At 71.5% G+C, this 22,632-nt stretch carries 17 protein-coding genes; 7 read left to right on the top strand and 10 right to left on the bottom strand.

Going from position 1 to position 22,632, the window contains the following annotated elements; all coding sequences use genetic code 11:
- Nucleotides 1-28: 28 nt before the first annotated feature.
- Nucleotides 29-2,197, bottom strand: a complete 2,169-nt coding sequence (locus AC07FA_RS19345; RefSeq protein WP_479076903.1) for an ABC transporter ATP-binding protein — start codon at nt 2,195-2,197, stop codon at nt 29-31.
- Between the two features lie 86 nt (nt 2,198-2,283).
- On the opposite strand from AC07FA_RS19345, the gene AC07FA_RS19340 reads away from it, so the two are divergent.
- Nucleotides 2,284-4,125: a S9 family peptidase gene (locus AC07FA_RS19340; RefSeq protein WP_479076901.1), complete on the top strand. Its 1,842-nt coding sequence runs from the start codon at nt 2,284-2,286 to the stop codon at nt 4,123-4,125.
- A gap of 67 nt (nt 4,126-4,192) precedes the next feature.
- On the opposite strand, the gene AC07FA_RS19335 is transcribed toward AC07FA_RS19340, so the two are convergent.
- Nucleotides 4,193-5,257 (bottom strand): cupin domain-containing protein, encoded by a 1,065-nt coding sequence (locus AC07FA_RS19335; RefSeq protein ID WP_479076900.1) that lies wholly within the window; start codon nt 5,255-5,257, stop codon nt 4,193-4,195.
- A gap of 169 nt (nt 5,258-5,426) precedes the next feature.
- Entirely contained in the window at nt 5,427-5,573 is a 147-nt protein-coding gene (locus AC07FA_RS19330; RefSeq protein ID WP_479076898.1) for a hypothetical protein, read from the bottom strand.
- Nucleotides 5,574-5,854: 281 nt separating this feature from the next.
- Here AC07FA_RS19330 and AC07FA_RS19325 point away from each other — a divergent pair, with 281 nt between their 5' ends.
- Nucleotides 5,855-6,643, top strand: coding sequence for a helix-turn-helix domain-containing protein (locus tag AC07FA_RS19325; RefSeq protein WP_479076897.1), 789 nt, complete (start codon nt 5,855-5,857; stop codon nt 6,641-6,643).
- A gap of 122 nt (nt 6,644-6,765) precedes the next feature.
- A complete protein-coding gene (locus tag AC07FA_RS19320) occupies nt 6,766-7,500 on the top strand; it encodes a CDP-alcohol phosphatidyltransferase family protein (protein ID WP_479076896.1) in 735 nt (244 codons plus the stop codon).
- Here AC07FA_RS19320 and AC07FA_RS19315 read toward each other — a convergent pair.
- Complete coding sequence (locus AC07FA_RS19315) at nt 7,469-7,915, bottom strand: FAD synthase family protein (RefSeq protein WP_185297793.1); 447 nt, start codon at nt 7,913-7,915, stop codon at nt 7,469-7,471. The two genes, AC07FA_RS19320 and AC07FA_RS19315, sit on opposite strands and share 32 nt — an antisense overlap.
- Nucleotides 7,916-8,069: 154 nt before the next feature.
- Between AC07FA_RS19315 and AC07FA_RS19310 the strand changes: the two genes are divergently transcribed.
- Genes AC07FA_RS19310 through AC07FA_RS19300 form a run of 3 tightly spaced genes read left to right on the top strand, consistent with a single transcriptional unit; the run spans nt 8,070 to nt 12,246 of the window.
- Nucleotides 8,070-9,332: a glycosyltransferase gene (locus AC07FA_RS19310; protein ID WP_479076895.1), complete on the top strand. Its 1,263-nt coding sequence runs from the start codon at nt 8,070-8,072 to the stop codon at nt 9,330-9,332.
- Nucleotides 9,329-11,005 carry a P-loop NTPase family protein gene (locus AC07FA_RS19305; protein WP_479076893.1) on the top strand — a complete coding sequence of 559 codons (1,677 nt, stop codon included), beginning with the start codon at nt 9,329-9,331 and terminating at the stop codon, nt 11,003-11,005. The genes AC07FA_RS19310 and AC07FA_RS19305 overlap by 4 nt, the downstream gene beginning before the upstream one ends.
- Nucleotides 11,002-12,246 carry an MATE family efflux transporter gene (locus tag AC07FA_RS19300; RefSeq protein ID WP_479076892.1) on the top strand — a complete coding sequence of 415 codons (1,245 nt, stop codon included), beginning with the start codon at nt 11,002-11,004 and terminating at the stop codon, nt 12,244-12,246. The genes AC07FA_RS19305 and AC07FA_RS19300 overlap by 4 nt, the downstream gene beginning before the upstream one ends.
- Here AC07FA_RS19300 and AC07FA_RS19295 read toward each other — a convergent pair.
- Complete coding sequence (locus AC07FA_RS19295) at nt 12,215-13,681, bottom strand: hypothetical protein (RefSeq protein ID WP_479076891.1); 1,467 nt, start codon at nt 13,679-13,681, stop codon at nt 12,215-12,217. The two genes, AC07FA_RS19300 and AC07FA_RS19295, sit on opposite strands and share 32 nt — an antisense overlap.
- 109 nt (nt 13,682-13,790) lie before the next feature.
- Here AC07FA_RS19295 and AC07FA_RS19290 point away from each other — a divergent pair, with 109 nt between their 5' ends.
- Nucleotides 13,791-14,951: a glycosyltransferase gene (locus tag AC07FA_RS19290; protein WP_479076890.1), complete on the top strand. Its 1,161-nt coding sequence runs from the start codon at nt 13,791-13,793 to the stop codon at nt 14,949-14,951.
- Between the two features lies 1 nt (nt 14,952).
- Here AC07FA_RS19290 and AC07FA_RS19285 read toward each other — a convergent pair whose 3' ends face one another.
- Genes AC07FA_RS19285 through gmd form a run of 5 tightly spaced genes read right to left on the bottom strand, consistent with a single transcriptional unit; the run spans nt 14,953 to nt 22,529 of the window.
- Nucleotides 14,953-15,780, bottom strand: a complete 828-nt coding sequence (locus tag AC07FA_RS19285; protein ID WP_479076889.1) for a glycosyltransferase family 2 protein — start codon at nt 15,778-15,780, stop codon at nt 14,953-14,955.
- A complete protein-coding gene (locus AC07FA_RS19280; RefSeq protein WP_479076888.1) occupies nt 15,777-16,478 on the bottom strand; it encodes a hypothetical protein in 702 nt (233 codons plus the stop codon). The genes AC07FA_RS19285 and AC07FA_RS19280 overlap by 4 nt, the downstream gene beginning before the upstream one ends.
- Entirely contained in the window at nt 16,478-18,733 is a 2,256-nt protein-coding gene (locus tag AC07FA_RS19275) for a LamG domain-containing protein (RefSeq protein WP_479076887.1), read from the bottom strand. Before AC07FA_RS19275 ends, AC07FA_RS19280 begins: the two co-directional genes overlap by 1 nt.
- On the bottom strand, nt 18,730-21,519 hold the full coding sequence (locus AC07FA_RS19270; RefSeq protein ID WP_479076886.1) for a LamG-like jellyroll fold domain-containing protein: 2,790 nt from the start codon (nt 21,517-21,519) through the stop codon (nt 18,730-18,732). The genes AC07FA_RS19275 and AC07FA_RS19270 overlap by 4 nt, the downstream gene beginning before the upstream one ends.
- Complete coding sequence (gmd, locus tag AC07FA_RS19265) at nt 21,516-22,529, bottom strand: GDP-mannose 4,6-dehydratase (RefSeq protein ID WP_479076884.1); 1,014 nt, start codon at nt 22,527-22,529, stop codon at nt 21,516-21,518. The genes AC07FA_RS19270 and gmd overlap by 4 nt, the downstream gene beginning before the upstream one ends.
- Between the last annotated feature and the right edge of the window lie 103 nt (nt 22,530-22,632).

Genomic DNA, 22,632 nt, shown 5'->3' with positions numbered 1-22,632 from the left:
GCGGGCCGGGCGTACACGCCCGGGCCACTTACCGGCCCGGCCCCGGCGTCCGGATGCCGTTCCCCGGCCCCTTGGCGGCGAGCGCGGCCTCGATGGCGGCGGCCTTGGCGGCGGCAGCGGCTCCGGTGGCCCCGGACGTGCCACCGGCTCCCCCCGCCCCGTTCCCCCCGGCGGCCGGACCGCCCTGCGAGGTGTACGCCGACGCCTGGAGCGCGAAGAGCCGGGCGTACGAGCCGCCCAGCCGCATCAGCTCCTCGTGCGTTCCCTGCTCGGCCGGGCGGCCGTCCTCGATCAGCAGGATCAGATCGGCGTGCCGCACGGTGGAGAAGCGGTGCGAGATGTACACCGTGGTGCGCCCATGGGCCAGCTCCCGCAGCCGGGCGAAGAGTTCGTGCTCGGCCTCGGCGTCGAGCGCGGACGTCGGCTCGTCCAGGACGAGCAGCGGGGCATCGCGCATGAACGCCCGCGCCAGAGCGACCTTCTGCCACTCCCCGCCGGACAGCTCCACCCCGGTGTCGAACCACTTGCCGAGGGCCGTGTCGTACCCCTGGGGCAGCCGCGCGGCGAGCGGCGCCGCCCCGCCGCGCCGGGCCGCCTCCGCGATACGGTCCCGGTCCTCGACCCGGTTCATGTCGCCCAGCCCGATGTTCTCCGCGAAACTCGCCTGGTAGGAGACGAAGTCCTGGAACATGGCGGCGACATTGCGCCTCAGCTCGTCCGGGTCCAGCTCCCTGATGTCGGTGCCGTCGAGCAGGATGCGCCCCTCGTCCGGCTCGTACAGCCGGCACAGCAGCTTGATCAGCGTCGACTTCCCGGCGCCGTTGCGGCCGACGACGGCGAGGGTGGTGCCGGGCGGGATGTCCAGACTGACCCCGGACAGCGCCGGACGGGCGGCCCCCGGATAGCTGAACGTCACGTTCTCCAGCACCACATGGCCGAGCAGGGGCGAGGGCATCGGGGCCACCGGCCGCTTCGCCGCCCCCTCGGCCGCCGGGGCGTGCACGGGGACGGCGAGCAGTTCGTACAGCTTGCGCAGATAGAGATTGTTCTCGTACATGTTGCTGACCCCGCTGAATATCCCCTGGATGGACGCCTGCACCGAGGTCGCCGCCGAGGTGTAGAGGATCAGATCGCCGAGGCTGAGCCGCCCGTGGGCCGCCTGCACCGCGACGTACAGGAAGGTCAGCGAGCCGACCAAAGTGGTCAGCGTCGACCACGCGTTACCCATGAGATAGCGGGCGACGACGACCCGGCGCAGCCCCCGGTACGCGGTCGCGCCCAGCAGCCGGAAGCGTTCCGTGAGGAAGGGGCCGAGGCCGTAGACCTTGACCTCCTTGGCGTACGCGTCGGTGGACAGCAGCCGCGACAGGTACTCCATGCGGCGACGGATCGGCGAGGACCAGAGCGTCACCATGAAACTGCGCATGCTGTACCGGGAATCGGAGACGAACGCGGGCACAGGGGCGAGCAGCGCGGCCAGCGCCACGACGGGCCCGAGGCCGAAGAGCAGACCGACCATGCTCACGAACGTCACCCCCATCTGGAGCAGATGGAAGGCCCCGCCGATCATGGTGACCGGGCGGGTCGACGCCTCCTGCTGGGCCTGGCGCAGCAGGTCGTACGAGCGGGAGTCCTCGAAGAACGCCAGCGGCAGCCGTCCCGCGTGCTCCATGACCTGGAGCTGCACGCTCTGGGAGGCCTTCTCCTGGAGGAGCTGCTGGGCGATGCTCCGCACGGCCGTGGCCAGCGCGCTGAGGGCGTAGATCGCGAACTGGAGCCCCGCCAGCACGGCCAGCGCCCCCACCGTGCTGAGCACCGGAAGATGCAGGGTCACTCCCGGCAGCGGAAGGTCGAGGCCGATCCGGTCGGGCCGGTCACCGGAGTGGATGGCGGCGCCCTCGACCACCGTGTTCACCAGCAGCCGGCCCGTCATCGCCACAGCGGCGGGCACCAGCCCGATCAGCACGGTCGCCACCCCGAGTGCCGTGGTCAGCGACGGAGACGCCCGCCACACGAGGGCGATCACCTGACCGAGCCCCACCACCGTGTCGGCCGCCGAACGGCCCGCCCGGCGCAGCCGCGCGCGGACGCCGCGAGGCGGGCGCGGGGGCTCCGGCTCCGGGAAGTCGGCGGGCCCGGTGAGACCGCTGCCGCCCGTCGACGCGGCGCCGCGCGCCGTGAACACCACCTGCTCCATCAGTGCGTTCCTCCCCTTCCGGTGCCGCGCACCGGACTCCGTACCACCGCCGACGCATCCACGACCAGGACAGGACGGGCCCGCCCATGACTCCGCCCCCGCTCATCCCGCGCGCCGTGCTCTTCGGGAACCCGGACCGGATGAGCCCCTCGCTCTCGCCCTGCGGGCGGTTCCTCGCCTATCTCGCCCCGGACGATCGGGGTGTCCTCAACGTGCACGCGGGACCCTGGCGGGAGCGGGACTTCCGGCCGGTGACGGCGGACGCGGGGCGTGGTGTGCGGGCCTTCGCCTGGTCCGGCGACGGCCGGGGCCTGCTGTACGTGCAGGACCGCGACGGGGACGAGAACACCCACCTGTACGTCGCCGACCCCGCGGGCCGCGAGCCGGTGCGCGACCTGACCCCGTACGAGGGGGTGCAGGCCCGCCTGGTCGCCATCGACCCCCGCTTCCCCGACCGGATCCTGATCGGCCTCAACCTCCGCGACCGCGCCCGGCACGACGCCTACCGGCTCGACCCGGCCACCGGGAAGCTCGAACTCGCCGCGCAGGACGAGGGGTTCACCCGGTGGGTGGCCGACGACCGGCTGCGGGTGCGCGGCGCCGTCCGTGCCGAGGAGGACGGTTCCGCCGTGCTGCTCGTCCGTGCCGAGGAGGACGCACCCTGGCGCGCTGTGCACCGCGTCGGCCCCGAGGACGCCCCGGCGCTGCGGCCCTTCGGATTCACCACGGGGGGTCGCGATCTGCTGCTGTTCTCGTCGCTCGGCTCCGACACCGCGAGGCTCCTGCGGCTGGACACTGTGACATGTGACACCGAAGTCCTCTACCAGGACCCGGAGTACGACGTCGAAGGGGTCGGCGTCCACCCCGTCACCGGGCTGGCCCAGTTCGTCCTGGTGCGGCGCGAACGCAACGACATCGAGGTGCTGGACCCCGCCCTGGCCGCCGACTTCGAGGCTCTGCGGGGCGCCGCACGCGGGGATGTCACCGTGCTCGGACGGGATCTGGCGGACCGGCACTGGCTGGTGCAGCACAACGCCGACGACAGGCCGGCGGGCTACCGCGTCCTGCACCGCGAGACGAGCCGCACCGACTTCCTGTTCAGCCATCTCCCCGCCCTGGACGGCCACCGGCTGGCCCGCGTGGAGCCCTTCTCGTTCCGCGCCCGCGACGGACTGCGGGTGCGCGGCTACCTCACCTTCCCGCCCGGCGCCGCCCGGCCCCTGCCCACCGTGCTGTGCGTCCACGGCGGACCGTGGACCCGTGACCTGTGGGGCTACCGCTCGGAGGCCCAGTGGCTGGCCAACCGCGGCTACCTCTGCGTCCAGGTGAACTTCCGCGGCTCCACCGGCTACGGCAAACGGTTCACCAACGCGGGCGACCGCGAGTGGGGCGGCCGCATGCAGGACGACCTCCAGGACGCGGTCCGGCACACCGTCGCGCTCGGCCACACCGACCCGGAGCGCGTCGCGGTGTACGGCGGTTCGTACGGGGGGTACGCGGCGCTCGTCGGGGCGGCGTTCACGCCCGACGACTACCGGTGCGCGGTCGCGGTGGCCGCCCCGTCCTCGCTGACCACCTTCATCGAATCCGTGCCCGTCACCTGGGGGCCGATGGCGGCCATGCTGCGCCGCCGTGTCGGATCGCCCGAGACGGAGCCCGGCTTCCTGCGGTCCCGGTCGCCGCTCCACGCCGCCGACCGCATCCGCGTACCCCTCCTGATCGGCCAGGGGGCGCGGGACCCGCGGGTACGCAGCGAGGAGTCCGAGCAGCTGGTGGCCGCGCTGCGGCGGAACGGCGTCCCGCATGAGTACCTGCTCTTTCCCGACGAGGGGCACGGTTTTGTACGGCCCCGGAATCGACTGGCGTTCTACGCGGCGGCCGAACGGTTCCTGGCCCGGCACCTCGGCGGACGGTACGAGGAGGCCTGACGGCGGGCCGCCGGCACGAGGAGGTTCGACCGCGGGCGGCCGGGCCCGGACACCCGCGGTACGGACCTCAGACGAGCGTGAGCAGACCCTCCTGCACCAGCCTGCGGATCAGGACGAGCCGCCCCTCCACGTCCAGCGCGCCGGTCACCTGGCGCGCGCTGAACGGCCCCTCGGCGGCCAGCAGATAGCGCAGCTCCGGCTCGATCCGAGCCGGAAGCCTGACCACCTTGCCGTGGAACTCCAGACTCAGCCCGGAACCGTCGTGCGCCAGCGACCACAGCAGCTCCGCCCTGCGCCGCACCTGGGTGTCGGGGCCCATGGTGCGCAGCCCCTCCAGGTCCAGCAGATGGCCGTCGAGCACCGGCTGCCGTCCCACGAGCGCCCGGCTCGCGGCGCGTTCGACCAGGTCCCGGGGCTGTACGGCGGCGGCCACCGACGCCAGCAGCTCGGCCAGCGTGGCGGCGGCCTCCCCGCGCAGCCCGGGATCGAGGGCGAAGCCGGGCGGCAGCGATGCCCGGTAGCGCGGATCGCTCTCGATGGCCTGGTCCAGCGCGTCCTTGAGCACCGTCGACCAGAGGACCGGCAGCACCCCGAGCGTGATGTGCAGGGATGCCTCCTCGTTGGAGGTCGCGTCGTGCACGGTGCCCCGCGGCATGTACATCAGGTCACCGGCCTTCAGATCGAACTCCCGCACCGGGGCACCGGGCCCGTCGGCGGGCCGCCGGTAGTGCCGGTTCTGCAACGGCAGCTCCTCCGGCGATTCGTACAGCCGCCAGTGCTTGGAACCCCACACCTGGAGCACGAAGACGTCATGGGTGTCGTAATGGCTCGTCAGCCCCTGTGCACCCGCCGGGGTCAGGTAGGCGTTGGCCTGGAATCCGGCACTGAACTCGCCGGACAGCCGCCGGCACAGCCGGCCCAGCGGCTCCCACCGCTCGTGCAGGAACTTGAAGACGACGGTCGACCCCTTGCGATAGAGGTCGTAGAGAACTTCGAGACCGTTGCTGGGGCCACCGGGTCCGGAGGCCGCCATTTCCACCAGCGGAATCTCTTGCCCGTTGACCACGACCTTGAGTTCCGAGGAACGCACGCTGGACGTCGAAAGAATGTGGTCGACATCGCGGAACGTCAACGGGTCCGCATAGTAATCAGGATCGTCACGATGGATGACGAGAGGCTTCTTTTCCCAGAATTCTCGTTTGAAGTCGGCCGTATCGAAGGGGGACAGGAGACCGGAGAGGCCGAGCGAAGGCTGCGCCTGAGGCGCAGCCTTCCACCCGCCGTGTTCCACGGCCATCAGGTCAGATCACCGGGTCGGACGGGTCATTGTCCGAAATGACCAGCACCGGGTCGGTGGGGTCGTTGTCCGAGATCACGAAGTCCGGCGTCGCGATCGGCGACGGCGAGACCTCGATTTCATCCGATCGCAATGAATTGCGGTCTTCCATTTTCCCTCCCTTGTCTTCGAGTGGCTGTCATCCAGCTGTCCGGAACGAACGCTCCGGGCGGCTCGAATATTGCTCAACCCGAACGGCCGGTGTCAACGCTGCACCGCCGCTTGTCCAATTCCCTTCCCTGCCCGCAACGGACCGGCGTGTAAGAATTTCCACGACATTCTTTACAGGGTGTGCCGGGACAAATTTCACGTGTGTTCCGGCGGGCGGAGACATCGTTGAAACGTGTGATCGTCTAAACCGGTGGCGGGAACCCATACGGAGGAGGCGGATCGGTGAGTCGTCACGCGAGTCCAGAGCAGCGGCGCCGGGCGGTGCTGTCGGTGCTGTCGGGCGACCCGGTGTCCGAGGTCGCCCGGCGCAACGGCGTCTCGCGGCAGACGCTCCACAACTGGCGCAGGAGATACGGGTCGGCGGGCGACGCGGGGCTGGCCGACCGCTCGCAGCGCCCGCACGCCAGCCCGGCACGCCTCGACGCCGCCGTGGAGGCCCTGATCTGTTCCCTGCGAGAGCAGCACCCCGACTGGGGCGCCCAGCGCCTGAGAGCCGCCCTGGAGGGGCTCGGCGTCGCGGAACCGCCCTCGCGGACGACGGTGCACCGGGTGCTCGTCCGCAACGGCTTCCTGGCCGGCCCGCGCCACCCGGCCGCCCACGGACACGAGGACTCCGGCGGTGCGGACGGGGAGTGGGACGCGGCCGGCCGGGCGGCGCCTGGGGAGGAGTGGCTGACGGATCTGCTCGGCGCGGCCCGGGAGCTGGTGGACCGGCTGGACCGGGCCCTGGGCGTCCTGGCCGCCGACGCCGGACCGGACACCCCGGTCTGCGCGCTGTGCCCGCCCGGGCCCCCGGCGCACCGGGCGCCCGCGCCGAAACGGCCGGGCGACGTACGGGTGTTCCGCACCCCGTCCGTCAGCCTGTTCGCGCAGCCCGGTCCGCACAGCGCGTCAACTATGTACCGGGCCGGTTCCGTCATTGACCGGCCCTACGAACTCGCCCCGTGCGGTGGCTCGTTGACCGAAAGAGCCCCTGAGGACCAGTCGGTCGGCAACGGGACCGGTGGGTAGCCGCCGCCAGGACGTGGCCGGGCCTCGTCCCCGCCGGCCGCACGGGCGCCGACACGTGGACCGGGCCACGGGAGGGACCCGCGCGTGCCATGATGCGGACACCGCTGGACGCTGGGGGGCGTATGGAAAGCACAGGAACGGTGCTGCGCGAATTGCGCGGCGCGCAGAAGACCGCCAAGGGTGTGTCGCTGTACTCGCGCTATGTGAACCGGCCCGCGGGGCGGGTGCTGGCGGCCGGGGCCTACCGACTGGGGCTGACTCCCAATCAGGTCACCCTGATCAGCGCGGCGTTCACCTTCGCCGCGATCCTGGTGCTCGCGCTAGCCGAGCCCTCGTGGGCGCTCGGTGCGGCCGTCTACGCGGGACTGGCGGTCGGCTTCGCCTTCGACTCGGCGGACGGCCAGCTCGCCCGGCTCACCGGCAGGGGCGGCCCTGACGGCGAATGGCTGGACCATGTCGTCGACTGCGCGAAGATGATCCTGGTCCACACCGCCGTACTCGTCTCGTTCTACCGCTACGCCGAACTGCCCTCGGACGGCTGGCTGTTGCTGCCGCTCGGCTTCCTGTTCACCGCGGTGCTCACCTTCTGTGCCGGGCTGCTGCGCGAGCAGCTGGGCAAGGCGGCGGCCGCGGCCCGCCCGGCCGCCGCGGGCGGGGCCACGGGCCCGGTCTCCCGGGTGCGTGCCGTGGCGCTCCTCCCCGCGGACTACGGGGTGTTCTGCCTGGTGTTCCTCCTGTCCGGCGCGCCCGGGGTCTTCCTCGCCGGGTACGCGGCGCTCGCCGCCGTGCACGCCCTGTTCCTGGTGGCGTTCCTCACCAAGTGGTTCAGGGAGCTGAGAGCGCTCCGGGCGGACTGACCAGCACGTCGAGCGCCCGGCGCAACTGGGTGCTGGAGGTGTGCACGGTGTACGGGAAGTAGACGACCTCCACGCCGACTTCGGCGAAGTCGCGCTCCAGCCGGAGCCCCTTCTCCGTGCCCCGCCAGTCGTCGCCCTTGAAGATCACGTCGAACCGGACCTGCTGCCAGGTCTCGACCTTGTCCGGCACGGTCTCGACGAACGCGGCGTCCACGAAACGTACGCTCCGGACGATCTCCAGCCGTTCGGGCAGGGGTATCACCGGCTTGTGGCCCTTGGCGAGGGCGGCCATCTCGTCCGAGACGACCCCCGCGACCAGGTAGTCGCACTGACTGCGCGCGTGCCGCAGGATGTTCAGGTGTCCGACATGGAACAAGTCGTACACACCCGGCGCATATCCGACTCTGTGCACCATCCGCTGTCTCCCCCCGGAAATATCGGTATCGGTGTGGATCTCCAACGACCTTACTGTGAAGAACACTTGTGCAAGCCGTGAACGGATAAGCTCGCCCCGGGGACTGTTCCATGGGGGGAGCAGTGGCTGTTCCGGGGGGAAGGCGACCGAACCGATGTCCGCTGCCGAAGATCACCGAACGTTCGAGGACCGCAGAGTGCTGGTGGTCTCGACCAACTACGCCCCCGAGCTCACGGGCATCGGGCCGTACGCCACGCAGCTCGCCGAGCACTGGGCCGCGTCCGGAGCCCGGGTCCAGGTGCTCACCGGCATGCCGCACTACCCTTCCTGGCGTCTCGACGAGCGCTACCGGGGCGTGTGGCGGGCCCGCGAGACGCGCGCCGGGGTCGTGGTCCACCGGCGCAGACACTATGTGCCGCCCCGGCAGACGGCCTTGCGCAGAGGCGCCTTCGAGGCCACTGTGCTGGCACATGGACTCCTCGCCCCGCCGCCCGGCCGCCCCGACGCCGTGATCGCCCAGATGCCGAGCCTCGCGGGCGGTGTCATAGGCGCCCGCGTCGCCCGCCGCCACCGGGTCCCCTACATACCCGTCGTCCAGGACCTGATGGGCGCCGCCGCGGCCCAGAGCGGCATCCGGGGCGGCGGCAGGGCGGCATCCGTCGCCGCGGCGGCCGAGCGCTATGCCCTGCGCGAGGCGGCCCTCGTCGGTGTCATCCACGAGACGTTCGTACCCGGCGTCACCGCGCTGGGCGTCGACCCGGCCCGTATACGTATCGTGCCCAACTGGACGCACGTGGAGCCGCCCACCGCCGACCGGGCCGCCACCCGCGCCAGGCTCGGCTGGCCCGACGGCACCCCGGTGCTGCTGCACTCCGGGAACATGGGACTCAAGCAGGGCCTCGACGTCCTCGTCGACACGGCCCGGCTCGCCCCGGACGTCCGCGTCGTCCTGATGGGGGACGGCAACCAGCGCGACACACTGCGCGCCCTCGCCGGCTCCCTGCCCAATCTCGACTTCCTGCCGCCGGCCGGTCCGGAGGAGTTCACCGACATCCTCGCCGCCGCCGACGTCCTCGCCGTGACCCAGCGGGCCTCCGTGCTCGACATGAGTGTCCCCTCCAAACTCACCTCCTACTTCGTCTCCGGACGGCCCGTCGTCGCCTCCGTCGCCGACGAGGGCGGCACCGCCGACGAGGTACGCCGCTCCGGCGCCGGAGTCCTGGTCGCCCCGGAGGACCCCGCCGCGCTCCTCGCGGCGGTACGCAAGCTCACCGAGGACGCCACCGCGGCGGACACCCTGGGCGCCCAGGGCCCGCGGTACGTCGCACACCACCTGGGCCGGGAGGCGGGACTCGCCCGCTTCGACGCCCTGCTCACCGAGGTCCTCGGGCACGCTCAAGGGAGACCACAGCGATGACGCATCCGATCCGCGCACTGGAGGACCAGGACGAACCGGCGCTGCTGCGGGACCAGTTCCGCCAGCTCCTGCGCTACCGCGCGCTCCTCGCCGTCGGCGTCGTCGTCGGGCTCGTCGGCGGCGGCTATCTCGCGCTCAGCGGCGCGGAGACCTACACCGCCACCGGCGTGGTGCTCGTCCGCTCCGCCACCGCCGACCCGTTCGCCACCGGCGCGTCGGCGGACAAGGGCATCAACATCGGCTCCGAACGGCAGACCGCCGTCAGCGACACCGTGGGCGAACTGGCCGCCCGCGCCCTGGCCAAGGACGCCGACCCGGTCGACGCCGGGGACCTGCTGGCCGGCCTCCAGGTCACCAACCCGCCCAACACGCTGACCCTGCGCTTCTCCTACACGGGCGACACCCCCGAGCAGGCCAGATCCCGCGCCGAAGCCCTCGCCGACGCCTACCTCGAACACCGCAGACAACGCACCGAGGACAGCATCGAGAACATGGCGGAGGGCTACCGTGCCCAGCTGAAGCCGCTGGAGGAGAAGCGCGACCTGCTGGAGGACCAGGTCGGCGCGAGCGAGGCCGACGACGTCAGCAGCGCCCGCGCCAACCTCATCGTCTCCATCTCCGAACTCAGCCGGAAGATAAGCGAGCTCCGCGCCCTGGACGCGACCCCCGGCTACCTCAACCAGAAGCCCGTCGCGCCGGAACAGCCCACCGGCGCGGGCCTGCCCATGCTGCTCGGCCTCGGCGGTGTGGTGGGCCTCGCCCTGGGACTGCTCCTGTCCTGGGTACGTCTCGTCTTCGACCCCGCCGTACGCTCCACCCGCGAACTCGTCCGCTCCCTCGGCGCCCCGCTGCTCGGCACCCTGCCCCGTGAGCGCGGCGCCACGGACAGCCTGCTCGCCATCGGGCGCGGCGGCAGCAGACTCGCCGAGGAGTACCGGGCCGTGGCCTTCCGCCTCGCCTACGACCCCTCGTTCGCGGAGAGCCGCCGCCTGCTGGTCACGGCGCCGCGCGGGGACAACGCGTCAGCCGCTGGCGCCGCCGCGAACCTGGCCGCCGCCTTCGCCGAGATGGGCCGCGACGTCCTCCTCGTCGAGGCCGACCTGCGTACGCCGTCGCTCGCCCGCGAGCTGGGTTCCGCCGCGCACGAGGCACGGCCGCCCCGCTGGGCCGCCGACGACGACGGCACCTGGCCCTCGGGCAGCCGCTCCAACGTGGACGTGCCGGGCTCCGGCGCCTTCACCCTCGTCGCGGGCAGGCGCGTCGACAACGTGCCGCGCGCGCTGACCTCCGCCCCCGTCGGCCGTATCGTCGCCGAGGGCGACCGCCCCGGCACCCTCGTCATCGTGCTGGCCCCGCCCGTCCTGTCCTACGCCGACGCCGTCGCCCTCGTCGACCGGGTGGAGGGCGTCATGATCGTCTGCGACCCGCGCGAGGTGCACCGCAGCGACCTGGAGCGGATCCGCGAGATCATCAGCGCGTCCGGCGGCTCGGTGCTCGGCGTCCTCCTCCACCCGAGCCGCAAGCGCATCGGCTCCAAGGACCGCAAGAAGTCCCCGAGGCGGCGCAGCGGCCCGTCCGCCCGTCCGGACGGCCCCGACGAACCGGAGATCACCGGCGACCCCACCGAAACACTCGGGCTGCGCGCCTTCAACCTCCCCGCGGGGCGCCGGTGAAGGCACGCACCGCGATCGTCTGCTCGGTCGCGGACCAGGGCGTCACGGCCCTCACCAACATCCTGGTGCTGGTGGCGGCCGCCCGGCTCTCCACCGTCGCCGACTTCGCGCGCTTCTCCGCCGTCTACCTCGTCTTCACCATCCTGCTGGGCGCGTCCGGCGCCTACACCGGGCAGCCACTGGTGCTGCGGCGCGCCGAGAACGACGACACGCGTGGCGCCTGCCGCTCGGCCGTCGCCTTCACCCTGCTCACCGCCACGGCGCTCGGGGCGCTGCTCGCCGCCGTCTGTCTGCTCGTCCCGGGGGACACCGCACGCGCCCTGATGATGCTCGGGCTCGTCCTGCCGGCCGTCCTCGGCCAGGACGCCATGCGCTACGCCTTCTCCACCCTGCGCCTGCCGCACCTCGCCCTCACCTGCGACGTACTGCGACTGGTCTGTGTGATGGGCTCCCTGGCCGCGCAGCCGTACGGGGCCGGGGCAGCCCGCCTCGTCACGGTCTGGGGACTCTCCGCGCTCCCCGCCCTGCTGCTCTCCGCCGTGCTGCTGCACCGGCGGACGGCGGGGGCCACCCTGCGTGTGCGTCCCCTGGTGCGGCGGGGACACCTCGGGCAGCGGTTCGTGGTGGAGTTCGGCGTCGGCAACGCGACGAGCCAGCTGTCGGTGCTGGGCCTCGGCGCCGTCGGCACCCCCCTGGTGGTCGGCGCGCTCCGGGGGGCGACCACGCTCTTCGGGCCGCTGAACGTGCTCTACACCTCGGCCACCAGCTTCGGGCCCCCGCTGCTCGGCCGCCTCGGTTCGCGGCGGCGGCAGGTGCGGGCCACGGCGGGGCTGGCGGCGGTCCTGGCGGCGACCGCGGCGCTGTGGGCGACGGCGCTCGCGCTGCTGCCGGACGCGGCGGGACGCGAGCTGCTGGGTGACACCTGGCCCACGGCCGCCGCGCTGCTGCCCGCCACGGGCAGTCAGTACGCGGCGATGGCCGTCGGCACCTGCGGCCTGCTCGCCCTGCGGATGCTCGATCCCCGCACCACCCTGTCCATCCAGGTGGTGTTCTCACTGGCCGCCGTGGCCTTCCTGGCCGGCGGATACGCCCTCGACGGGATCACCGGGGCGGCCTGGGGCCTGTGCGTGGGGTCCGTCTGCAAGGCCGTCGCCACCTGGACCCGCGTGATACGCCTGCGCGGCGAGGAGACGACGGGGCAGGAGACCGTCAGCGTGAGCGCTGTCCGTTCCGGTTCCTGAAACTGGTCACGAGCAGCAGGCACAGCGCGGCGATGGCGAACTTCCCCGCGGACTGCAACAACGGGCCGCGCAGCAGAATGAAGGTGTATCCGGCGATGAGCGGTGCCGCGATCGCCAGCACACTGCCGGGGCCCGGCCCCGCCCTGGTCACCGCGACCGCGTATCTGCGGTCCGTACGGGCGGCCCCGTAGCCGATCAGAGCCAGCCCGCCGGCCATCCCGGCGGCGCCGAAGTCGACCCAGAGCTCGGTCCACAGGGGCGCCGAGAGGTTGGTCATCCTCATACCCATCCATTGACCGACCCGGACCCCCGTGTCCTCCGGCTTCCCGCTCCACACCGCGCGCGGTACGAAAAAGAGCCCGGAGCCCGCCAGTTGGCGGCCGTACGTGTGCCCGCGGGTGTCGACCCAGGAGATGGTGTTGGCGAACATCACCGTCTGGTCGTAGTCCTTGGTGGCCAGCGGCTCGAAGACGGACGCCGCCTGCGCGGGCTGCTTGTAGCCCTCGTCGTCGTACCGGAACCGGTCCGCGTACGGGAACAGCACCAGCGCCCCCACGACGCCCATGGCGAGAACCGAACGGTAGATCGCCGCACTGCTGGGGAACGCGGTGAACAGCAGCGAGACCAGCACGGTCAGGAACCAGTAACGGGCGTTGGAGATCGGGTTGTTCACGATCAGGTTCAGCGCCGCCAGCGCCACCCACACCAGGACCGTGGAAGGCGAGCGCCGGGCCCTGCGCGAGGTCGCCAGACGGCGCGTGTAGAAGAGCAGCGCGATGAGCGCCGGCACGGTGCCGAAGCCCTTCAGGAACGCCGAGCCCACATTGGACTCGCTGGACACGACACCGCTCTCCGCCACCGACGCGCTGATCTCCTGACGGCTGCTGAAGAAGATCGCGGGCCCGCCGAGCTTCAGGATGTAGTACCCGCCGGCCGCGAACGCGATCACGACCAGCAGCGCGAGCCGGCCCTGATGCGCTGTCGGGCCCGACCTGCCCGTCACCCCCGGGCGCCGGCGCAGCGGCCGCCGCGAGGCCAGCAGCGCCCCGAGGTCGAACGCGGCGCAGCCCAGCAGGATCAGCGCGATCGCCGACACCAGGTCGGACCGCGGACCGACCATCGGGGTGGGCGTCTGCCCGATGACCGCCTGGGCGAGCGGTGCCACCCCCATGGCGATGTAGACGAACATCCAGAAGACGCCCTGGAGCAGCCGTCGCCCGGTGGACAGGATCATCGTGGCGAGCCGCGCCCCCGCGTAGCAGGTGAGGACGAGCTGCATCCAGAACGCGTTGTCGCGGACACCGGTGCCCGGCTGCGCGACGATCACCGCCGGAAGGAAGCAGACCAGGCCGAGAATCATCGGGACCGCGAGCGCCCGCGAGAGCATCGCCCACGACATCGGCTTCGCGACGGACTCGACCTGCACGGACGTCATGCGCTCCCCGCTCCGTGGACCGACCTGGGAACACTCTAACGAATCAACGCACTTGAGGGGATGCCATGACTACTCTGTGAACAGTCGGCCGAGGTTGAGGGGGACCCTGGTGAAGATCCTGCACGTCGTTACGCTGCACACCCCGGACCACGCGTTCGGTGGCCCGACGAGAGTCGCGCTCAATCTGTCCAAGGTGCAGCGCGCCCACGGCGACGACGCCCGGATCATGGCCCTGGGCGACGGCTTCGACGGTGAACTCCCGGACACGGTCGAGGGAGTTCCGGTCCACCTGTTCCAGGCCCGTCATGTGCTCCCCATGTTCGAGGTCAGCGGCATCACCTCCGGCGCGCTGCTGCTCGCGGCGCGCCGCATGATGCGGGGCGCCGACCTCGTACACGTCCATCTGATGCGCGACCTCGTGACGCTGCCCGCCGCCCTGCTCGCCCTGGCCACCCGCACTCCGCTGGTCGTCCAGACCCACGGCATGGTGGACCCGACCGAGAAGCGGGTCGCCCAGCTCACCGACCTGCTCGGGGTCCGCAAGGTGCTGCGCGGCGCCGACGCCGTCCTGCACCTGACGGAGGTGGAACGCCTCGATGTGAACGCCGTCGCGGCCCCCGTCCCGCTCACCCGTACCGTACGGCTGGTCAACGGGGTCAGGCCGCAGGAGCGCAAGCCCGCCCGGGAGCCCGGCAGGCCCCCGACAGTGCTCTTCCTCGCCCGCATCCAGGAGCGCAAGCGCCCCGAGGACTTCGTCGCCGCGATGCCGGCGGTCCTCGCGAAGCACCCCGACGCGCGCTTCGTCCTGGCGGGCCCGGACACCGGTGCGCTGCCGGGCACCCTCGCACTCGCCCGCAGGCTGGGCGTGACGGACTCGCTCGACCATGTCGGGCCGCTCGGCCACGAGGAGGTGCTCGCCGCCGGACGGGAGGCCGACGTGTACGTACTCCCGTCGATCGAGGAGCCGTTGGGCGTCTCCGTCCTCGAAGCGATGTCCGTCGGCACCCCCGTCGTCATCACCCGGACCTGCGGGCTCGGGCCCGACGTGGCGCAGGCGGGCGCGGGCCGGGTCGTCGACAGCCGCCCCGGCGAGGACGCCGCCAACGCGGAGAAGGTCGCGCGGGCCGTCCTCGAACTGCTCGAACCCGAGGTCAACGAACAGGCGGGCAAGGCGGCCTGGGAGCTGGTCAACGGCCACTTCACCATCGAGGCCGTGACCGCAACCCTCCGGCGGACCTACGACGACGTGGTCCGCCGGAGCCGCCGGTAGGTCAACCCGTCCGCTCCTCACGGGACTTCAGCGCGATCTGCCACCGGTAGAAGCTCATCGCCAGCGCGAAGTCGAACCCCGCCCGCCCGTCCAGAAAGCCCCGCCGGTAGAGATACATGTACGCGAAGGACACCAGGGGCTTGAACGGCGCCTTGTGGAAGAGCTGCCCCTGCCGGGACTTCACCTTCCGCACCTGCTCCTTGACGTCCGGGTGGTGCTCCAGCCAGGCCTCCCAGTCCGAGTAGCGGTTGTGCCGCTCGAACCAGGCGGTGACCGGGTCGAGATCCTGGTGCTCGATCGGATTGACCAGCGAACCGCTGGTGGGGGCGACCGGCTGGTAGTGCCCCTCGACCTCGCCGATCCCGGGGGCGTCGAGATCGCCGACCTCCGGATAGTGGCAGCGGGTCCGGTCCGTCAGGGACCGCTTGCGGATGGTGTAGCCGTGCCGCAGCCGCTTCCCCGAGAACCAGTAGCCCAGGGGTATGTCGTACGCCGCGGGCTTCTCGGCGGCCGGGTCGGCGAAGACCTCCCGCAGTTCCGCGAGCAGCCCGGGGCTGAGCCGTTCGTCGCCGTCCAGCAGCAGGATCCAGTCCAGGTCGGTTCGGACATGGTCCAGGCACCACTGCTTCTTGCGGGGGTGGCCGCCGTCCCAGGTGTACGTGACCACCTCGGCCCCGCACTCCTGGGCGATCTTCGCCGTGTCGTCCGTGCTGTGGGAGTCCACCACGACGACCGCCTCGAAGTGACCGAGCACCGATTTCACCGCCTCGGCGATGTTGAGACCCTCGTTCTTCGTGGGGATCGCGACCGCGATCGGCAGCTTGCTCATCCGTTGTCTCCTTCGGGCAGCCAGGCGTAGCAGCCTGTGGAGGTAAAGGTGCGAGCCGTGCGGGGAATGGTGATCCGCGTCGGCTTCCCGGTGTCGGACGAACCCGACTCCAGAGTCTTTCCGGACCCGTCCTCGATCTGCCAGCCGCAGTCCTTGGTGGGGGCGGCGGAACGGTAGCGTCCCGCCCGGAGCTTCTTGCCCGTGTGGGTGCCGTCGGCGTATCCGAGGGCGGCTTCGTCCACCAACTCCTGGTAGGGAGTGCACAGATGGGCGACGGCGTCCTTCGCGTCGGGGATCTCGCCCGTCACGATCGAGCCCACGGCGGTGTCCCGGTCGACCTTGACGAGGTAGCGGATCTTGTCGCAGGTCTCCTGCCCGGTCTGGAGCACCGCGGCCGGGTCCATGCCCTCGGGCACCCGGTCGGCCAGGAACTCCTTCTGCTTCTTCGTGAACGTCCCGGTGGCCGGGGTGATCCGGTCCGCGGGCACCTTGGGCGGTTCGCTCGTCCTGCTCGCGGAGGCGTCGGGCCCGGGTTCTTCCGGGGACCCGGCCGACGGCCCGGCGACGGGGGGCCCGGAGGCCGCGGGTGCTGTGGCACCCGCGGCCCGCGGCCCGTTCCCCTCGGCGGACGAGCCGCAGGCGGCCAGCGCCGCCGTCAGTACGACGACGGCGGCGCCGGCCAGGAACGGATGCTTCATCAGCCCGTCCTCAGGGCATAGTGCGCGCTGACCTGGGAAGAGCTCAGCGCGGTCGGGTAGACGGCGGTCTCGTCGATCTGTCCGGCGAAGAAGTTGCTGGTCGGACGGCTCGGCCAGCTGGCGAGGTTGTCCCCGCCGACCCGCCAGTAGCCCGGGCTGTTCTCGTTGCCGGTGAACAGGAAGTTCGACGCGCGCAGCTGCCCGTCCACGTAGAGCGCCATACCGCCGGTGCCCTGGGTGGCGACGACGTGGTGCCAGTTGCCGTCGTTGTAGGTCCCGAGCGAGGTGACGGTCCTGGTTCCGCCGCTGTAGACGCCGAAGACCAGCCGCCCGTCGTTGCGCATGTACACGTGCTTGTCGTACGAGGAGCTGTTCTGCATGACCCGGTTGCCGAACCCGATGATCTTCCCTCCCCGGGTGGTGGTGGTCTTGATCCAGGTCTCCACCGAGAACCGGGTGGGTGCCGGGCGCAGCTTGTTGCTGTACACGTAGTCGGCGGTCCCGTCGAAGCCGATCGCGGTCGAGTCACCCGCGACGGCGGCCGGTGTCTGCCGGTAGGCGGGTCCGTTGCGCAGGAAGCCGTTGTCCAGCCCGGCCCCGGTGTCCGAGGCGAAGGTCGACGCCCCCTCGTCGTACCGCCAGTACAGCGAGGCCCCGTCGCTGAGGACCCGCGCCGGATACGCCCCGGCCGCGGCCGCGACGGTCGCGGACTGGGCCGGCGACTTGACGCTGGTGTTGGTGCCGTCGCTCGCGGTGATCCGGTACGAGTGGGTCTCGCCCGGCGCCACGTCGGTGTCCGTCCACCGCAGCTGCGGCCGGTCCCAGAAGACGGAGTAGCCCGTCGTGGTGTGGACGGGGGTGGCGGCCCCGTCCTTGTAGATCCGGTAGGTCAGCTCACCGTCGTCGGTGTCGAAACTGGTCTGCCAGTTCACGTCGATCCGCCCCGGAGTGACCGTCGACAGGCTGACGTTGGGCACCCACGGGGCACCGGTGTCCGGACCGTCGGCGAACCGGGTCAGACCCTGCTGGGCGATTCCGTTGACGGTGGTGAACTCGCCGCCGACCCAGAGGTAGTGACGGCCTCCGCTGTCGGTCTGGGACATCACCCGCGGGCCGACCGGCTCACCGATGCCGTCATTGGTGTCCGGGAACCAGGGCAGCAGCTTCGGATCGTTGACGGACTGGGCCAGCAGGTGCTTGCGCGGCTGGTCGGGGAATTCACCCATGCTGGCGCAGTCATGGGCGTGGCTGCCGCTGTACAGCACTCCGGAGTGGACCAGTACGGACTGGGTGGCACCCAGGCAGGTGTCGCGCCAGCGCTGCTGGAAGTCGTCGAGGTCGACGGCGATCCGGCCGTCGAAGACACCGCCTCCGGTGCCCTCGTTGGCGGTGTAGAAGCCGGTGGCGTCGGTGGTCAGGTCCTGCACCGTGGAGGTGTTCGGAATGAAGCCCGGGTAGCTCTTGGTGAGCGCCCCCGTGGTGGCGTCGACCACGGCCAGCGCGTGCGAGGTGGTGCCGTTGACGGTGAAGAAGTCACCGCCGAGCAGGACGCGCTGCCCGTCCGGCGTCACCTCGACGGCCCGGGCCACCTCGTCGGCGTTCGCCGTCCACGGCAGCAGGTCGGCGCCCGTGGTGACCGCGGCGAACTTGTTCCGGGTCTGCCCGCCGACGCTGTTGAAGTCACCGCCCAGATAGACGGTGTCGGCGGTGACGGCCAGGGCCCGTACGGTCGCCGAGACGCCGATCTTGAAGTCCTGGCGAGGAGTGCAGGTCGCCGTGTCGATGGCCGCGATGTTGCTGACGCCGACATCGTTCACCGCGCCGAACTGACCACCGGCGTAGAGGGTGTCGCCGTCCGGGGACAGCGCCAGTGCGCGCACGGTCGCCGTCCCGGAGGACTGCGTGAACGACAGGCTGCACCCCGTCGGTGCCCCGGTCCCCGCGTCGAACGCGGCGAAGTTCACCGCGGGCTGCTCGCCCGTGCCGGGCGCCGCGTCCGGCGGCCGCACGGTGGAGAAGGTTCCTCCCGCGTACACGACGCCGTCGGTCGCGGCCATCGACCAGACGATTCCGTTGGTCTGCCAGGTCGTGAGATCGTCCGCGGTGATCGACACCGGTGGTGTCAGCGCGGCTGCCGGTGCGGCTCCCGCCGCGGTGGCGGTCAGGGCACCGGTCAGCAGGCACAGCGCGGCGGATGCGGCTCGCACCCGGCCGCGTGGGCCTCCGGTTCTCTGCCCCGTACTTCCGTTCATCATTCAGCTCCGAAGGTGAGAACGAGCTGCGGCCGGTAGGCCGCGGATGATGCCTCGCTCGACCAGATGCGCAGGCTGTCCGTCCCGCTGCTGGTCAGGGCGAGTGAGTAGACGGAGCCCAGGGCTCCGCCCAGTGCGGACGCGTTCAGGTCCACCGAGTAGCCGGTGGAGACCGAGGCCGCGTCCGTGATGGTCCCCAGCACGGACGCGGAGAGCGCCGGCCGGGTGTTGTAGGTGACCGCCGACTCGGTCCAGGCGCCGGTGACCGGCACCAGGGTGTGGCTGTCGGTGGAGCCCGCCGTCGCGTCCGACGAGGTGCGGAAGTCGATGCGGGCGCTCGTGAGGACCTGCCCGGACGGCGCCGCGGGCAGGGTGTAGCGCAGGTAGCCCAGGTAGGGCGTGCTGCCGCGGGAGGCGAGCTGGCTGTCGTTGTACGTGGTGTTCGCCGCGACGCCGTTGACGTACGCGTCCTCGGTCGGCGCGAGGGTGACGGTGGTGCCCCCGGACGGGGGAGTGGCGTCCGCCAGGTCGTGATGGGCGGCCACCTGGGCGGCGGTCAGCGCGGTCGGGTAGATCGCGGTCTCGTCGACCTGACCGGCCAGATAGGTGCTCGTGGGCCGGTTCGGCCAGGCGTTGTTCATGTCGTCGCCGCCGACCCGCCAGTAGCCGTTGTACGAGCGGTTCCCGGTCGCCGGGTGGGTGCCGACGGCTGCCCCGTCCACGTACAGCACCATGCCGGCCGGGCCCTGGGTGGCGACGACGTGGTGCCAGTCGCCGTCGTTGTACGAGGCGCCCGTGGTGATGGTGGGCCGGCTGGTGCTGCTGCCGGTCTGGACGCCGAAGGCCAGCCGTCCGTTGTCCGTCAGATAGACGAGCTTGTCGGAGATGCTGCTGGTGTGGCCCCGGGCGGTCCCGATGTTGTTGCCGTACCCGATGATCCGCCCGCCGTTCGTCGAGGTCGTGCGGAACCACGTCTCGACGGAGTAGGGGGTGGGCGAGGTGTAGCGGTGCATCCGGTCGCTGTAGACGTACTCGTCGCTCCCGTTGAGCGAGAGCGCGGCGGAACCGGCCACGGCCGAGGGGGTGGAGCGGTACGTGGGGGCGTTGACGTACACCCCGCCGTTGTCGGCGGCCGAGGCGTCCGCGGCGAAGGCACCGCCCGCCTCGTCGTAGCGCCAGTACAGCCCGGCGCCGTCCGCGAGCACCCGTTCCTGGTACGGCGAGGCGGAGGTGGCGGCGGTGACGGACGCGGCGGCGGACAGGCCGCTGGTGTTGGTCCCGTCGCTCGCCGTGATCCGGTAGCTGTACGTCTGTCCGGCCACCACGTTCGTATCGGTGAACGTCAGCTGCGGCCGGCTGGAGAACAGCGAGGAGCCGGTCGTCGTGTGCACGGGAGTGGAGCCGCCGTTGCGGTAGACGCGGTAGGTGAGCAGGCTGTCGTCCAGGTCGTGACTGGAACGCCAGCTGACCTTGACCTGACCGGCCCGCGGCGCCGACACACTGACCGCGGGCGCGGCGGGCGCGCCCGTGTCGGGGCCGGTGGCGAACCGCGTCAGGGCCTGTTGCCCGACCCCGTTGACGGTGGTGAACTCGCCGCCCACCCAGAGGAAGTCGCGGCCGTCCCGGGACGAGACGGTCAGGGCCCGGGGGCCGACCGGCTCGCCGATGCCGTCGTTGGTGTCCGGAAGCCAGCCCAGCAGGGCCGGGTCGTCGACGGACTGGGCGGTGAGGTGTTTGCGGACCTGGTTGGGGAAGCCGCCCATGGTCGAGCAGTCATGGACGTGGCTGCCCGCGTACAGCACGCCCTTGTAGACCCGCAGCGCCTGGGTCGCGCCCTGGCACGTGTCCCGCCAGCGCTGGTCGAAGGAGTCCAGTTCCATGGCGAGGCGCCCGTCGAAGGACGCGCCGCCCCGGCCCTCGCCCGCCGCGTACCAGCCCTCGGACGCGGAGTCGGTGACGATGTCCTTGATGACGGCGGTCGACGGGATGAAGCCGCCCGTATAGGCCCGGGTGACCGTGCCCGTGGCGGCGCTGGTCACGGCCAGTGCGTGCGAGGCGGCGCCGCCGACGGTGAAGAAGTCCCCGCCGATCAGCGCGCTCCGCCCGTCCGGCGTGGCCTTCAGCGCCCGGCCCGGCGCGTCCGCGTCGGGGTTCCATCCGGTGAGGACCCCGGCGGCGGTGACCGCGCCGAAGAAGCGCCGGGTCTGGCCGTTGACGGACTGGAAGTCGCCGCCGGCGTAGACCGTGCCGTTCGGGGCGACGTCGAGTGCCCGCACGGTGGCGCTGAAGTCCGGCGAGAAGCCCGGGCGGATGCGGCAGGTCGCGGTGTCGATGGCGACGAGGCCGTTGGCGCTCGCGCCGTTGACCGCGTTGAAGTAACCGCCCGCGTACAGCGTGGACCTGTCGGGCGAGACCGCGAGCGCGCGCACGGTCGCGGTGCCGCTGCTGCGGGTGAACGAGAGCGAACAGCCGGCCGGGGCGCCGGTGGCCGCGTTGAACGCCGCGAAGTTCACGGCGGGCGTCGTGCTGCTTCCGGCGGGGGCGCCGGCCGGCCGGATGGTGGAGAACGTGCCGCCCGCGTAGACGACCCCGTTCGCCTCGGCCAGCGCCCAGACGATGCCGTTGGTCTGGTACGTGGAGAGGTGGTCGGCGGTGAAGCCGACCGGCGGTGTCAGTGCGGCGGCCGGGGGCGCGACGGCCCCGGTGGTGGACAGCACACCGGAGGCGAGGGCGAGCGCCGCGGCGAACGCGCCGCAGCGGTTGCGTCCGATGCGTCCCGGCCCGCTCATCGGTGTGCCCGGGCTGCTGCTCCGCTGAGCTGGTCGTCCAGCCGGCGGATGTCCGCGTCGACCATGATCCGGGCGAGCTCCCGCGACTTCACCGAGGGCTTCCAGCCGAGCAGTTCCTCCGCCTTGGACGCGTCGCCGATCAGCGCGTCGACCTCACTGGGACGCTCGTACTTCGGGTCGTAGCGCACATGCTCACGCCAGTCGAGCCCGGCGTGCTCGAAGGCGCACTCCAGGAACTGCCGGACGCTGACGCCCTCACCGGTGGCGACCACGTAGTCGTCCGGGTTGTCGCACTGGAGCATCCGCCACATCGCGTCCACGTACTCGGGGGCGTATCCCCAGTCCCGTACGGCGTCGAGGTTGCCGAGGTGCAGCCGGTCCTGGAGACCGGCCTTGATCCGGGCCACCCCACGGGTGATCTTCCGGGTCACGAAGGTCTCGCCGCGGCGCGGGGACTCGTGGTTGAACAGGATGCCGTTGACCGCGAACATGCCGTACGCCTCGCGGTAGTTGACCGTCGCCCAGTACGCGTAGACCTTGGCGACGCTGTACGGGCTGCGCGGGTGGAACGGCGTGCGCTCGTTCTGCGGCGGCGGATTGGCGCCGAACATCTCGGACGAGGACGCCTGGTAGACCCGGGCGTCGATCCCGCTGGCGCGCACGGCCTCCAGGAGCCGCATGGCGCCGAGCCCCGTGACGTCACCGGTGTAGAGCGGTGCGTCGAAGGAGACTCTGACGTGCGACTGCGCCCCCAGGTTGTAGACCTCGTCGGGCTGGATGTCGCGCAGCAGGTTCACCAGCGCGACGCCGTCCGCGAGATCCGCGTGATGGAGCACGAAGGAGCGGCCGGCCTCCTCAGGGCCCTGGTAGATGTGGTCGATCCGCTCGGTGTTGAAGCTCGACGAGCGGCGGATCAGGCCATGGACCGTGTACCCCTTCTGGAGCAGCAGCTCCGCCAGATACGAACCGTCCTGGCCGGTTACGCCGGTGATGAGCGCGGTCTTCGCCATGGTCCCCCCCTTCTGTCCGCCTGAGAGGCGGTCGTTCACCGAAATTTCAGAGTTTGAGTGTTCTGCGGTAAAGGTCACTGACTTGCATGGCTCCTGGCAGAAT

This window comes from Streptomyces sp. NPDC045968 (genome assembly GCF_056430475.1).
Note: the sequence above shows the minus strand (reverse complement) of the source record. Positions and strands in the feature narration are given on the sequence as shown.